The sequence below is a fragment of the Rhodococcus tukisamuensis NBRC 100609 genome (genome assembly GCF_001894985.1).
Taxonomy (GTDB): Bacteria; Actinomycetota; Actinomycetes; order Mycobacteriales; family Mycobacteriaceae; genus Rhodococcus_G; species Rhodococcus_G tukisamuensis.
In genome coordinates, this window is record NZ_BCXG01000002.1 from 231265 (window position 1) to 245297 (window position 14033).

10 protein-coding genes and 1 pseudogene are annotated in these 14033 nt (G+C 70.7%); 6 read left to right on the plus strand and 5 right to left on the minus strand.

Features of this window, described 5'->3' with window-relative positions; genetic code table 11:
• Window positions 1-19 precede the first annotated feature (19 nt).
• The gene (locus RT2_RS03155; RefSeq protein ID WP_072843064.1) at window positions 20-691 is read left to right on the plus strand and encodes a TetR/AcrR family transcriptional regulator; all 672 of its coding nucleotides are present in this window, start codon (window positions 20-22) and stop codon (window positions 689-691) included.
• A gap of 28 nt (window positions 692-719) precedes the next feature.
• Here RT2_RS03155 and RT2_RS03160 read toward each other — a convergent pair whose 3' ends face one another.
• Complete coding sequence (locus RT2_RS03160; protein WP_072843232.1) at window positions 720-2888, minus strand: S9 family peptidase; 2169 nt, start codon at window positions 2886-2888, stop codon at window positions 720-722.
• Window positions 2889-2924: 36 nt separating this feature from the next.
• Window positions 2925-3806, minus strand: a complete 882-nt coding sequence (locus RT2_RS03165) for a phosphoribosylaminoimidazolesuccinocarboxamide synthase (protein ID WP_072843065.1) — start codon at window positions 3804-3806, stop codon at window positions 2925-2927.
• A gap of 164 nt (window positions 3807-3970) precedes the next feature.
• On the opposite strand from RT2_RS03165, the gene RT2_RS03170 reads away from it, so the two are divergent.
• From RT2_RS03170 to RT2_RS03185, 4 genes are all read left to right on the plus strand, one after another.
• Window positions 3971-5392 (plus strand): MDR family MFS transporter, encoded by a 1422-nt coding sequence (locus RT2_RS03170; protein ID WP_072843066.1) that lies wholly within the window; start codon window positions 3971-3973, stop codon window positions 5390-5392.
• A 49-nt stretch (window positions 5393-5441) separates the two neighbouring features.
• Window positions 5442-5723: an Rdx family protein gene (locus tag RT2_RS03175; RefSeq protein WP_072843067.1), complete on the plus strand. Its 282-nt coding sequence runs from the start codon at window positions 5442-5444 to the stop codon at window positions 5721-5723.
• A 181-nt stretch (window positions 5724-5904) separates the two neighbouring features.
• Complete coding sequence (locus tag RT2_RS03180; protein ID WP_072843068.1) at window positions 5905-7320, plus strand: aldehyde dehydrogenase family protein; 1416 nt, start codon at window positions 5905-5907, stop codon at window positions 7318-7320.
• A gap of 30 nt (window positions 7321-7350) precedes the next feature.
• The gene (locus tag RT2_RS03185) at window positions 7351-9132 is read left to right on the plus strand and encodes an AMP-dependent synthetase/ligase (RefSeq protein ID WP_072843069.1); all 1782 of its coding nucleotides are present in this window, start codon (window positions 7351-7353) and stop codon (window positions 9130-9132) included.
• 16 nt (window positions 9133-9148) lie between these two features.
• On the opposite strand, the gene RT2_RS03190 is transcribed toward RT2_RS03185, so the two are convergent.
• Both RT2_RS03190 and RT2_RS03195 read right to left on the minus strand, forming a co-directional pair.
• Window positions 9149-10159, minus strand: a complete 1011-nt coding sequence (locus tag RT2_RS03190; RefSeq protein WP_072843070.1) for a 1-aminocyclopropane-1-carboxylate deaminase/D-cysteine desulfhydrase — start codon at window positions 10157-10159, stop codon at window positions 9149-9151.
• Window positions 10160-10167: 8 nt separating this feature from the next.
• On the minus strand, window positions 10168-10620 hold the full coding sequence (locus RT2_RS03195) for an HIT family protein (RefSeq protein ID WP_072843071.1): 453 nt from the start codon (window positions 10618-10620) through the stop codon (window positions 10168-10170).
• Between the two features lie 109 nt (window positions 10621-10729).
• On the opposite strand from RT2_RS03195, the pseudogene RT2_RS03200 reads away from it, so the two are divergent.
• Window positions 10730-12136, plus strand: a pseudogene (locus RT2_RS03200) (FAD-dependent oxidoreductase); the annotation flags it as partial.
• On the opposite strand, the gene RT2_RS03205 reads toward RT2_RS03200, so the two are convergent.
• Complete coding sequence (locus tag RT2_RS03205) at window positions 12053-13999, minus strand: ABC transporter ATP-binding protein (RefSeq protein ID WP_307718205.1); 1947 nt, start codon at window positions 13997-13999, stop codon at window positions 12053-12055. The pseudogene RT2_RS03200 and the gene RT2_RS03205 sit on opposite strands and share 84 nt — an antisense overlap.
• Window positions 14000-14033: the final 34 nt, after the last annotated feature.

Consider the following 14033-nt stretch of genomic DNA (forward strand, 5'->3'; position numbering starts at 1 on the left):
CCGCGTTACGCTATTGACAATGACTTCCGGCGAAGAGACGACAGGGACGGCCGCCGAGCGCAGGCGCGGGCGCCCGCGGAGCGCGGCGATCGACGACGCCGCGCTGGCCGCTGCGCGCGAACTGCTGGCCGAGGTCGGCTGGGACCAGACCACCATGGTGGCGATCGCCGATCGCGCCGGAGTCGGCAAGCCCGCCCTCTACCGGCGCTGGCCGTCCAAGACGCACCTGGTGTTCGAGGCGGTCTTCGGATGGGTCGACGAGGCCACCCCCGTCGCCGACGCGACGGACGCCGCGGACTGGATCCGACGCTCCTGCGCGTACTCCCTCGAACTCTTCGGCCGCCCCGAGGTGAAGGCCGCACTCCCCGGGCTGCTGGCGGCGTTCCGGGACCGCGCGGACCTGCTGACCACGCTGTGGACCGACTTCGGCGGCCCGGGCGTCGGGATGCTGGCCGACGTCCTCCGCGCGGACGAGAAGCGACACGAGGGCGAGGGCGAAGACGCGACCCTGGACGCACAGGCCACCATGCTGTTCATCGTCGGCGGCGCCATGGTGCTGCGCCTGATGATGGCCGACGAGGACGCCGCCGGCGTCGTCGCCCGGATGCCGGACATCCTGCTCGGTGGCGTGGAACGGGCACAGCCCTCAGGCGGCGTTAAACGGGCACGGCCCTCACCCGACGAGGGGTGAGGGCCGTGACCGAGGCCGAAGCCGAGGGCTACGCGGCGCCGCAGGTGTCGAGCACCCAGGCGTACTCGAACGCGACCTCTTTCCACTTCTCGTAGCGGCCACTGACGCCGCCGTGACCGGCGCTCATCTCGGTCTTCAGCAGCAGCGGCGCGTCGCCGGTCTTGGTGGCCCGCAGCGCCGCAACCCACTTGGCGGGCTCGACGTAGAGCACCCGGGTGTCGTTGATGCTGGTGATCGCGAGGATCGCCGGGTAGTCCTGCGCGGTGACGTTCTCGTACGGCGAGTACGAGCGCATGTACTCGTAAACTTCCTTGTCCGCCAACGGGTTTCCCCACTCGTCCCATTCGATCACCGTCAGTGGCAGGGACGGGTCGAGGATCGAAGTGAGCGGGTCCACGAACGGCACGTTCGCGAGGATCCCGGCGAACAGTTCCGGCGCCAGGTTCGCCACCGCGCCCATCAACAGCCCGCCCGCGCTGCCGCCGTCCGCCACCAGCTGCGCGGGGGTGGTGCGGCCGGTGTCGATCAGGTGCCGCGCGCAGTCGACGAAGTCGGTAAAGGTGTTCTTCTTCGTCAGCATCTTGCCGTTCTCGTACCAGTGCCGGCCCATCTCGCCGCCGCCGCGCACGTGCGCGACGACGAACACCACGCCGCGGTCGAGCAGCGAGAGCCGCGCCACCGAGAAGCCGGGGTCCATGCTGGCCTCGTAGGAGCCGTAGCCGTAGAGCAGCAGCGGCGCGGGCCCGGCGGCGTCCCGATCCCCCGTCGCTGCGCTCGCCCCGTCCGCCTCGCCGCGCTTGCGCTGCACGATCGAGATCGGGATCTGGGTGCCGTCGGCCGCCTCCGCCCAGTCCCGGTGCTGTTCGTAGTCCGCGGGGTCGTACCCGCCCAGGACCGGCTGCGACTTGCGCAGCATCAGCTCACCGGTGGCCACGTCGTAGTCGTAGACGCGGCTGGGGGTGAGGAAGGAGGTGTAGCCGAGCCGCAGCAGGGGTCCGGTCCACTCCGGGTTGGAGCCCGCGCCCACGGAGTAGAGCTCCTCGTCGAACTCCAGCTCGTGCCGATCGCCGTAGCCGTCGGCCGCGAGCGGCCACACCGCCAGCCGGGTCAGGGCCTCGCGCCGGTAGCTGAGTACCAGGTGCCCGGCGAACGCCTCGACCTCCTCGAGCCGGACGTCCTCGTCGTGCGGGAGCAACGTCCGCTGGTCCGTGGGATCGGCCACCGGCGCGTCGACCAGGGTGAAGTTCTCCGCCTTCACCCCGTCCACGACGCCGTTGTGCAGGATCAGGAAGCGGTCCTGGCCGGCCACGACGGCATGCTCGACGCTGTACTCGACGCCGTCCTCGCGGGGCAGCACCACCCGGAATTCGCCCTCGGGCGTCGCCGACTCCAGGCACAGGATCTCCGAGGTGATCTTGGAGCCGACCCAGATCATCAGGTACTTCTCGCTGCGGGTGGAGCCGCAGCCCACCCAGAACCGCTCGTCCGGCTCGTGGAAGACCTTGACGTCGTCGGCAGGCGCGGTGCCGAGCCGGTGCCGCCACACGGTGTCGGGGCGCCACGCGTCGTCGACGGTGAGGTAGAAGACGTGCTGGTCGTCCACCGACCAGGTCACTCCCGGCGCGGTCCCGGGGATCTCGTCGACCAGCAGCTCGCCGGTGCGCAGGTCCTTGAACCGCAGCGTGTACCGCTCGTCGCCCGCGGTGTCGACGGAGTAGGCGAGCAGGTTGCCGTCGAGGGTTACGGAGAAGGCACCCAGGGAGAAGAACGCGTGCCCCTCGGCCAGCACGTTGCCGTCGAGGAGGACCTGCTCACCCGGGATGTCGGTGTCGGCGGACAGCACCGGCGGGGTCCAGTCGTCCGGCCCGGTGATCGGGCACCGGCACTGCACGCCGTACTGCTTGCCCTCGAAGCTGCGCGAGTAGTACCACCACTGCCCCATCCGGGACGGCACCGACAGGTCGGTCTCCTGGGTGCGGGACTTGATCTCCTGGAAGATCGCGTCCCGCAGCGGCGCCAGGTGCTCTGTGTGCGCGTCGGTGTAGGCGTTCTCCGCCTCCAGGTACGCGAGGACCTCCGGGGACTCCTTGTCCCGCAGCCACTCGTAGTTGTCGACGAAGGTCTCGCCGTGGTGGGTGCGTTCGAGGGGAACCTTCTTGGCCACCGGAGCGGTGACCGGGGAGACGGACGAAGTCATGGCGCCCACCCTATGCGGTGGGCGCCACGACGTGAGTCAGACCCAGTCGGCGAAGGACAGCCCGGAGATCCGCTCGTAGGCCTCGATGTAGCGCGCCCGGGTGGCCTCGACGATCTCGTCCGGCAGCGGGGGCGGCGGCGTGTCGCCCGCCCGGTCCCATCCAGACTCGGCGCTGGTCAGCCAGTTGCGGACGAACTGCTTGTCGAAGCTCGGCTGCACCCGGCCCGGCTCGTAGCCCTCGGCCGGCCAGTACCGCGACGAGTCCGGGGTGAGCACCTCGTCGGCGAGGACCAGGTTTCCGTCGGCGTCGAGACCGAACTCGAACTTGGTGTCGGCCAAGATGATTCCGCGGTCGGCGGCGAAGCTGGCGGCCCGGAAGTAGATCTCGAGGGTGTCCTCGCGAAGCTTGACGGCGAGGTCCTGCCCGAGCTGCTCGACGACGGTCGCGAAGTCCACGTTCTCGTCGTGCTCACCCATCACGGCCTTGGTGGCCGGGGTGAAGATCGGCTCGGGCAACTGGCTCGCCTCGACGAGGCCGTCGGGCAGCTGGACGCCGCACACGGCGCCGGTGCGCTGGTAGTCGGCCAGTCCGGAGCCGGTGAGGTAGCCGCGGGCCACGCACTCGACGGGCACCATGTCCAGCTTCCGCACCACCAGCGCGCGGCCGAGCACCTCCGCCGGGATCCGCTCGTCGTCCGGGGGTCCGGCCAGGTGGTTGTAGCCGCCGAGCTCGTTGAAGAAGAACACGCTCATCGCGGTGAGCACGCGCCCCTTGTCCGGGATCGGCGTGTCGAGCACGTGGTCGTAGGCCGAGATCCGGTCGCTCGCGACGAGCAACAGGTGCTCGTCGTCGATCGTGTAGAGATCGCGGACCTTGCCGCCGGCCAGGTGGGCGTAGTCGGAAAGTGAAGGGCGCACGTCGAGTAACCCTATCGGGTGTGCCACCCACCCGACAGTGCCGCCGCCCGCCGCCCCGGGACCGGCGGCCGAATGTGCCCCGCGCCACGCCGACGCCGGGGCCATCCAGTCGCCGCGACGTAGCGTGATACACAATCGAGTCCTTCCGAGGACAAGGGCACGCGATGACAACCGAGGTGGTGGACAGGCGCAGCATCGGACTGCGCTCGGATCGCGGGCCGGTCCTGCTCTCGCTGATGCTCACCACGGCCCTGGTCGCGCTGGACTCCACCATCATCGCGACCGCGGTGCTCACCATCGTCGACGACCTCGGCGGCTTCACCGCGTTCCCGTGGCTGTTCTCGATCTACCTGCTCGCGCAGGCCGTCTCGACGCCGATCTACGGCAAGCTCGCCGACCTGTTCGGCCGCAAGCCGGTCATGCTGTGGGGCATCGGAGTCTTCTGCGTCGGCTCGGTGCTGTGCGCGAGCGCATGGTCGATGCCGGCGCTGATCGCGTTCCGCGCCGTGCAGGGCCTCGGCGCGGGAGCGGTGCAGCCGATGGGCCTGACCATCGCCGGCGACATCTACACGCTCGCCGAGCGGGCGAAGGCGCAGGCGTACCTGGCCAGCGTCTGGGGAATGTCCGCGGTGGTCGGCCCCACCCTCGGCGGGCTGTTCTCGGAGTACCTCTCCTGGCGCTGGATCTTCTGGGTCAACGTGCCGCTGTGCGCACTGGCCGCGGTGATGCTGATCCGCAACTTCGTCGAACCGCCGCGGACCCGGAACCGGCCCCGCATCGACTACCTGGGCGCCACCTTGCTCAGCGTCGGCGCCGCGCTGCTGATCCTGGGCCTGCTCGAGGGCGGGCAAGCCTGGGCGTGGGGCTCCCCGGTCGGATTCGGGGTGTTCGCCGTCGCCGCCGTCTCGCTGGCACTGTTCGTCCTGGTCGAGTCCCGCGCCAAGGATCCGGTCCTGCCGCTGTGGGTGCTGACCAGCCGGGTGCTGGTGGCGAGCAGCCTGGTCGCGGTGAGCATCGGCGCCATCGTGATGGGACTGGCCTCCTACGTGCCGGCGTTCGCGCAGGGTGTGCTCGGCACCGGCGCCCTCGTCGGGGGGTTCGCACTGGCCGCCCTCACCGTCGGCTGGCCGGTCTCCGCGGCGCTGGCCGGCCGGCTGTACCTGCGGCTGGGCTTCCGCTCCACCGCGCTCGTGGGCGGCGCCCTGACCCTGATCGGCACGGCGGCCACCACGCAACTCGGGACCGGGTCGCAGGTGTGGCACGTGGCGGCCGCATGCTTCGTGACCGGCGCCGGTCTGGGGTTGGCCGCGGCCCCCACCCTGATCGCCTCGCAGACGAGCGTGGACTGGGAGCAGCGGGGCGTGGTGACGGCCACCAACATGTTCGCGCGCTCGCTGGGCAGCGCCGTGGGGGTCGCGATCTTCGGCGCCCTCGCCAACGGCCGCCTCGGCGGGGCCCAGGATCCGTCGGCCGCGGAGCTGTCCTCGGCCCTGGATCCCGTGTTCCTGGCGGTGACGGTGGCCGCGGCGGCGGTGCTGGCCGCGGCGGCGTTCATGCCGGGCCGCACCACAACCGACGGTCGCTGAGCCAGACACTCGCCGAGCCTGGCCGGGCCGGGTTTGGCAGGCTGAGGCGATGAGCTCCCCTCGCGTCACCATCACCTACTGCACCCAGTGCAACTGGCTGCTCCGCGCCGGCTGGATGGCCCAGGAGCTGCTGCAGACGTTCGCGGCCGAGCTCGGCGAGGTGGCGCTGGTCCCCGGAACCGGCGGCATCTTCCAGATCGAGGCCGACGGGCAGTTGCTGTGGGACCGGGCCCGCGACGGCGGTTTCCCGGACATCGTGGCGCTGAAGAGGCTGGTACGCGACGCCGTCGCGCCGGACCGGGACCTCGGGCACGCGGACCGGTCGCGCTGACACCCTGGTCTGCACGCCGGCACCCGGGCCTTGACTGGGCCCGCGGAGGCGACAAGTGTTGACGGCTAGGGGGGAACGGCGGCGCTGATGCCGCCGAACGGCTCACCGCCACTTCACGGTCGGCCCCGAACACCTCACATGCGATGACTTGAGCCGTGCCACCACACGATCGAGGTGCGCCATGACCGCCAATCCGAGCACCGTCACCGGCACCGTCGACACCGATGCCGCGATCCCCGAGATCGTCGGGTCGCTGCGCACGACGTACGCCTCGGGCCGCACCAGACCCGCGACGTGGCGGATCGAGCAACTGCGCGGCATCGAGCGACTGCTGGCCGAACGAGAGGACGAGATCGCCGACGCCCTCGCCGAGGATCACGGGCGCGACGCCTTCGAGGCCTGGATGACCGACATCCTCTCCACCAAGCTCGAGGCCGCGTACGCACGCAAACGGGTGCGCCGGTGGATGCGCAGCCGGCCACGGCCGCTGCCGCTGCACCAGATGCCCGCACTGGGATGGGTGCAGTACGAGCCGCTCGGGGTGGTGCTCGTCATCGGGGCCTGGAACGGTCCACTGACGGTCACCCTGGGACCGCTGGTCGCCGCCGTGTCGGCGGGCAACTGCGCAGTCGTCAAGCCGTCGGAGCTGGCCCCCGCGACCTCGCGCCTGCTGGCCCGACTGCTCCCTGAGTACCTCGACGCCGACGCCGTCACCGTGGTCGAGGGCGACGGGCACACCACCCAGACGCTGCTCGCCCAGGGCTTCGACCACGTGTTCTTCACCGGCGGCACCGAGATCGGCCGGAAGATCCTGGCCGGGGCCGCGCCCCACCTGACGCCGGTGACCCTCGAACTCGGTGGCAAGAGCCCGGCGATCGTCATGCGGGACGCGGACCTCGCCGTCACCGCCCGCCGCATCGCGGGGACGAAGGTACTCATCTCCGGCCAGGCCTGCATCGCGGCGGACTACGTGCTGGCCGAGCGTGCCGTCCGGGACGAGCTGGTCGAGCGAATAGTCCACAGTCTCAACGAGTTCCGGGCAGACGAAACTCAGCCGGGCGTGCGCATTGTCAACGAGCGCCAGTTCGACAGGTTGGCCGGGTACCTCGCGAGCACCGAGGCCACCGTCGCGCTCGGGGGCGGCACCGATCGGGCTTCGCTGACGATCGAGCCCACCGTGCTGGTGGACCCTGATCCCGGCGAGGCGGTGATGCGGGAGGAGATATTCGGGCCGATCCTGCCGGTGCTCGCCGTCGACTCGCTGGACGAGGCGATCGCGTTCGTCAACGCGCGGCCGAAACCCCTGGCCGCCTACGTCTTCACGAGGTCGGCGCGGACTCGCCGTCGGGTGCTGTCCGAGATCAGCTCCGGAGGAGCGGTGGTCAATCACGTGACCTTGCAGTATCTGGTGCCGCAGCTCCCGTTCGGCGGTGTCGGGAACAGCGGCATGGGGCAATTCCATGGCAGGTGGGGATTCGAGGCCCTCAGCCACCGAAAGGCCGTGCTAGTCAAGCCGTTCAAGCCCGATCCCCGGTTCGCGTACCCGCCCTACACCGACCGGGCGGTCAAGCTGATCCGACGGATGTACCGGTCCTGAGGCGACCGACGCCCCCCGAGGAGGCTCACGATGACCACCAGCAACGCGTCACCCCGGACCCTGTGCGAGGCCTTTCAGGCCACGGTCGCTCGAAAACCCGACGCCGTCGCCCTCCGCACCCCCGGCGACGCCGTTGTGATCACCTGGCGCCAGTACGGCGAAAGGGTCCGCCGCATAGCCGCGGGCCTGGCCAAACTCGGTGTCCGCCACGGCGACACCGTCGGCATCATGCTGACCAACCGGCCCGAGTTCCACCTGGTCGACACCGGTGCCCTGCACGCGGGCGCCACCCCGTTCTCCGTGTACAACACGCTCGCCCCCGAGCAGTTGAACTACGTCCTGGGCAATGCCGGGAACCGAATCATGGTCTGCGAGGAGCAGTTCCTGCCGGTGATACGCAAGGCGGTCGAGGGCACCGCGGTCGAGCACATCGTCTGCGTGGACGCGGACGCGGAGGGCACGACGAGCCTGCGGGATCTCGAGGCGAACGGCGACCCGGACTTCGACTTCGAGGCGTCTTGGCGGGCAGTGGATCCCGGCGACCTGCTCACCATCGTCTACACCTCGGGCACCACGGGGCCACCGAAGGGGGTCGAACTGACACACGCAAACCTGCTCGCTGCCCGGGATGCGGTCATCGAGTTCGTCTCGGACCGACCGGATCACCGGATCGTCTCGTACCTTCCGGATGCGCACATCGCGAACCGGGCGATCGCGCACTACCTCGCCGCATTTGTCGCGGCGCAGGTCACCACCCTGGCGGACATCAAGCAGGCGATCACCGTGCTGCCGGAGGTCCGCCCGACGATCTTCCTCGCCGTGCCGCAGGTCTGGTACAAGGTCAAGGCCGCGATCGAACTGGCGCTCGCAGAGGAGTCGAGCCCGATCAAGAGGAAGCTCGCGCACTGGGCGATCGACATCGGGAAGCGGAAGGCACGTCTCGAATCCGACGGCGCACCCCTGCCGCGGCGGCTGCTGGTCGAGCATTCGCTCGCGGACCGACTGGTCCTCGGCGCGGTCCGGAAGAAGCTGGGGCTCGATCAGGTGCGATTCGCGGTGACGGGCGCGGCCCCGATCTCACCGGACGTGCTGGAGTTCGTCCTGGGTCTCGGCATCCCGTGCTCCGAGGTCTGGAGCATGACCGAGACGAGCGCCGCCGCGACGATCAACCCCCCGGATTCCTTCCGGATCGGCAGCGTCGGGAAGGTTGTCCGCGGTGCGAAGCTCAGGCTGGCCGAGGACGGCGAGCTCCTGGTCTCCGGTCCGATGGTGATGAAGGGCTACCGGGGCGACCCCGCCAAGACCGCCGAGGCCATCGACGCCGACGGCTGGCTGCACACCGGCGACATCGGGACCGTCGACGCGGACGGCTATGTCCGGATCATGGACCGCAAGAAGGAACTGATCATCAACGCCGCGGGCAAGAACATGTCGCCGTCGAACATCGAGGGCGCCCTCCGCGCGGCCAGCCCGCTGATCGGCGGCGCGGCGGTGATCGGGAACGACCGCCCCTACGTCGTCGCCCTGCTGACGCTGGACCCCGATGCCGCGGCCGCCTTCGCGACCCGCAACGGCATCCACAACGGCTCGCCCGGGGACCTCGCGTCGAACCCCTTGGTGCGTGCGGAGATCGACCGCGCCGTCGCGGCCGCCAACGCGAAACTCTCCCGCGTCGAGCAGGTCAAGAAGTTCAACCTGCTGCCGGCGATCTGGGAGCCGGGCGGCGACGAGTTCACCCCGACGATGAAGCTGCGGCGCAAGCCCATCGACGCCAAGTACGCCCGCGAGATCGAGGCGTTGTACGCGGGCTGACGACGACGGCCGGGCGTCAGTCCGGCCGCGGGCCGTAGGTGTCAAGCATGACGACGGGCCCCTCGCCGAACCGCTGGTCGGCGTCCATCTCCAGCACCGCGGCGAAGGCCTTCGCCGTGTAGACGGGGTCGAGGGTGAGCCCGTGGTCGGCCCCGACCCGCTGCGCGGCGGTGCCCTCGGGGGTCGCGTACCCGTATCCGGGCCCGAGCCACTCCCCCGTCACCACCAGTGCGCCCGGTTCGAACTCGACCGGCCCGATCGCGGCGCCGCGATCGCGCAGCAGCCGGTGCGTCCGGCGCGCGAGCCCGACCAGGTCCCGCTCGGCCAGCGGCAGCGTGTCGTTCACGACGACGCCGACCACCCGGGTGCGCAGGCCCGCGAGCCGCAGCCCCAGCAGCAGTCCCGCCGCGGTGCCGCCCGAGCCCACCGCCGTCACCACGTGCGTCGGCTCCGGCATCACGCCGGCCTCGACCTGGGCGGCGAGCTCGAGGGCGACCTCGACGTACCCGAGGGTCCCGAGCGGCGAGGACCCGCCCGCGGGCAGGTAGTAGGGCAGGTGCCGGCCGCGCACGTGCCGCGCGAACAGCCAGGGCGCCGCCGCGATCGTCCGCGCCTTGGTCCGGGTGAAGTGCAACGTCGCGCCGGCGCGCCGCAGGCGGTCCACCTGGGCGTGCACGTGCGCGTCCATCGGCTGGTCGATCAGCGCCAGCGCCGTGTCGATGCCCTGCTCGCGCGCGTAGAGGGCGATGGCCAGGCCCCAGTTGGTGCCCTGCCCACCGACACTGAGGATCTGCCGGGAACCTCTCGCGAGGACATCGGGGAGGATCCACTCCAGCTTGCGAACCTTGTTGCCGCCCCAGCCGCCCGAGCCGTAGGCGCCCTCGTCCTTGCACCACAGCCGGTTTCCGGCGCCCAGCCCGTCGAGGTGGACGATCGGGGTCGGGGCGGAGCCGAGCCTGCGGTACGGGGTGGTCGCCCCGAGTTCGGGGAACATGCGGTGCAGCGTGGGGGCGGTCGTCTGGTCCATCCGGTCGCCTAGACCGAGCCGAGCCGACGGCGGAGCGCACCGGCCAGGTAGTCGAGGTCGGGCCGACGCGCGGAGACGGGACGGCCGCGGAGACCGAACCCGTCGCCGGGGGTGCGCGGGACGACGTGCAGGTGCACGTGGAAGACCTCCTGGCCGGCGACGGCGCCGTCCGCGAGGTAGAGGTTCACCCCGTCGGCGCGCGGACCGTCGGCGGGCAGGCCCGCCCCGTCGGCGCCGTTGTCCCGCAACGCGGCCGCCAGCTTCTGACCGACCGCGAAAATCCGACCGCCGTCCTCGGGATCGAGCTGCGCCAGTCCCGAGGCGTGCCGCTTCGGGACCACCAGCAGGTGCCCCGGAGTGAACGGGCGGATGTCCATGAACGCCACGGTGTGCTCGTCCTCGTGTACGAGGCTCGCCTCCGCCTCGCGCGCGATGATGGCACAGAAGATGCAGTGGCTCATGGGGATTGATAATAGGCCCATCGGCCTTCCCGGTGGACGGACATTGGCCCTACCCGCGGCGGCGGGGCGGTCCTACAGTGTGCCCACCGACAGTGGATGGGAGTTGCGAATGAGTGCACACAGTCCGGTGACGCCCCTCGATGCGGGCGACGTCGAACACTTCGACCACGAGACCGATGTCCTCGTCGTCGGTTACGGCTGTGCCGGCGCGGCCGCGACCCTGGAGGCAACGGCCGCGGGCGCCGAGGTCATTGTCCTGGAGAAGGCGAGCGGAGGCGGCGGGTCGTCGGCGCTGTCCGGCGGCGAGATGTACCTGGGCGGCGGCACCGAGATCCAGCAGGCCTGCGGATTCGAGGACACCGCGCAGGACATGGAGGCGTTCCTGCTGGCCGCCCTCGGACCCGACGCCGACAAGGAGAAGGTCAGCCTCTACAGCCGCGAGAGTGTCGCGCACTACCAGTGGCTGGTCGATCACGGGGTGCCGTTCAAGCCCTCGCTGTGGAACTCCCCCACCTGGGTGCCGCCGACCGACGACGGACTGATGTGGATGGGCGAGAACTCCTACCCCTTCACGGAACTCGCGAAGCCGGCACCCCGCGGGCACCGCGTCACCTCGGACGGGTTCGGCGGCAAGGTGCTGATGCAGAAGCTGTCCGAGGCAGTCGCGGCCACCGACGTCGCGGTGCACACCGACACCTACGCCACCCGGTTGATCGTGGAGGCCGGCGCGGTGGTCGGCCTCGTCGCCCGCCAGTACGGCAAGACGTACACCTACCGGGCGCGCCGCGGCGTGGTGCTCACCACCGGCGGGTTCGCCGACAACGCGGAGATGGTCGCGCAGCACGCCCCGCAGCTCGTGGGCCTCGGCGTCAACAGCGACGGCGGGGACGACGGCCGCGGCATCGTGATGGCCCAGGCCGTCGGCGCCGCCGTCAAGCACATGTCCGCCGGCCAGGTCGGCATCTCGCTGGTCCCGGGGATGATGGTGCGCGGCATGATCGTCAACAGCGTCGGCCAGCGCTTCATCAACGAAGACGTCTACCCCGGCCTGGTCGGGCAGGCGGCGTTGTACAAGCACGGACTGAAGGTGTGGGTGATCCTCGACGAGCAGGCCTACGAGGAGGTTCCGGTCGACGAACGCTGGGGCGTGCAGCCGCATTTCGTGGCGGAGACGCTCGAGGAACTCGAACAGCAGATCGGCATGCCGCCCGGCGCGCTGGTCACCACCGTCGGCGAGTACAACCGGCACGCCGCCGAGGGCGAGGACCCGTACTTCCACAAGTCCGCGACGTGGCTGCGACCGCTGAAGTCCCCGTTCGCCGCGATCGATGTCCAGCGCGGCATCGCCCCGCCGGAGTACGGCGAGGCGGGCCGCGGCGGCGCGGAGGTCTTCACCATCGGCGGCCTGCACACCACCGTCGACGGCCGCGTCCTAGACCTCGACGGCGACGCGATCCCCGGCCTCTTCGCCGCGGGGCGCGCGACGTCGGGCCTGCACTCGTGGGGCTACATCAGCGGCACCTCGCTCGGCGACGGCACCTTCTTCGGCCGCCGCGCGGGCGTCGCCGCCGCGAGCGAGTAGCGCGGCATAGCGACCGCCGAGTGCGCGCAGTTCCTCGTGGCTGCCGCGCTCGGCGGCCCGTCCCCGGTCGAGCACCACGATCTGGTCGGCGTCACGGATCGTCGAGAGCCGGTGCGCGATCGTGATCGTGGTCCGGCCGCGGCTCACCGCGTCGAGAGCGGTCTGCACGGCTCGCTCGGTCTCGTTGTCGAGGGCGCTGGTGGCCTCGTCGAGCACCAGGATCCGGGGATCGCGCAACAGCGTGCGCGCGATCGCGATGCGCTGCTTCTCGCCGCCCGAGAAGCGATGCCCGCGGGCACCGACCACGGTGTCGTAGCCGTCGGGCAGGGACTCGATCAGCTCGTGCACCTGCGCGGCCCGGGCGGCGGCCTCGATGTCGGCGTCGCTAGCCTCGGGGCGGGCGTGCCGCAGGTTCTCCCGGATGGTCGCGTGCAGCAGGTAGGTCTCCTGCGAGACCACACCGACCAGCTCGGACAGCTCCGCGAGCGAGATGTCGCGCAGGTCGACGCCGTCGATCGTCACGCGGCCCGCGGTGGGGTCGTGCAGTCGCGGCACCAGCGACGCGAGTGTGGTCTTGCCCGAACCGGTCTCGCCGACCAGCGCCAACGAGGACCCGACCGGCATGTCGATCGTGACGCCGTCGAGGGCGTTGCGGTCGGCGTTCTCGTAGCGGAACACGACGCCCTCGAAGCGGACCGCGCCGGCGACGTCCTCGCGGGGCATCGGGACCGGGTGCCGCGGGTCGTCGATCTCGACCGGCAGGTCCAGGTACTCGAAGATGCGGCTGAACAGCGCCAGCGAACTCGTCACGGACACACCGACGTCCAGCAGGCTCATCAGCGGCCGGAAGAGTGCGCCCTGCAGTCCCGTGAACGCGACCAGGGTGCCGATGGTCATGCCGCCGGAGGTCGCGGGCAGGCCGGCGGCCAGGTAGAGCAGGGCCGGGATCGCGGCGAACACGATGCTCATCGTGGCCATCCGCCAGCGGCCGGACAGGTCCGAGCGGACCTCGAGGTCCGTCAGGACGAGCGAGGATTCCGAAAACCGTTGCGACATGGCCGGACCCGCGCCGAGCGTCTTCCCCAGCTGAATTCCGCTGATGGAGAGCGACTCCTCGATCTGGGACTGCATGTCGGCGAGGGTCCGCTGACGCTCGGCGGTGATGGCGCGGCGCATCCGGGCGACCTTGCGGGTCAACCAGATGGCGGGCGGGAGCACGATCAACGAGAGCAGCGACAGCCGCCAGCTCAGCACGGCCATCGCGACCGCGGTGCCCACCACGGTGGTGAGGTTGGACGCGATCGAGGTGGCGGTCGAGGTGACGACCGTCTGCATGCCGCCGATGTCGTTGGTCAGCCGGGACTGGATCTCGCCGCCCCGGGTGCGGGTGAAGAAGCCCAGCGACTGCCGGTGCAGGTGCGCGAAGACGTCCGTGCGCAGGCCGTGCATGATGCGCTGGCCGACGGTGGTGGAGATCCACGTCTGCACCACGCCGATCACGGAGACGGCGACGGTCACGGCGAGCATGCCGAGGACGGTCCACACGAGCAGCGGGACGTCCTGCGCGGGAATCGCCCGGTCGATCACCGCGCGGACGAGGAACGGATTGGCCAGGGAGATCAGCGAGGACGCCACGATCAGCGCCACGACCACGGCGACCTGCCAGCGGTAGGGCGCGAACAGTGCGCCGATCCGGCGCAGGCTGACGGGTTGTTCTGCGAGTTGGGCACGGTCCGCGGGATCGACCTTGCGTGGGCGGGGGCCCGATCCGGGTCCGCCGTAGTGGGGGCTGGTCATCAACCACCCCTCTCAGTACGTCGGGGCATGACTT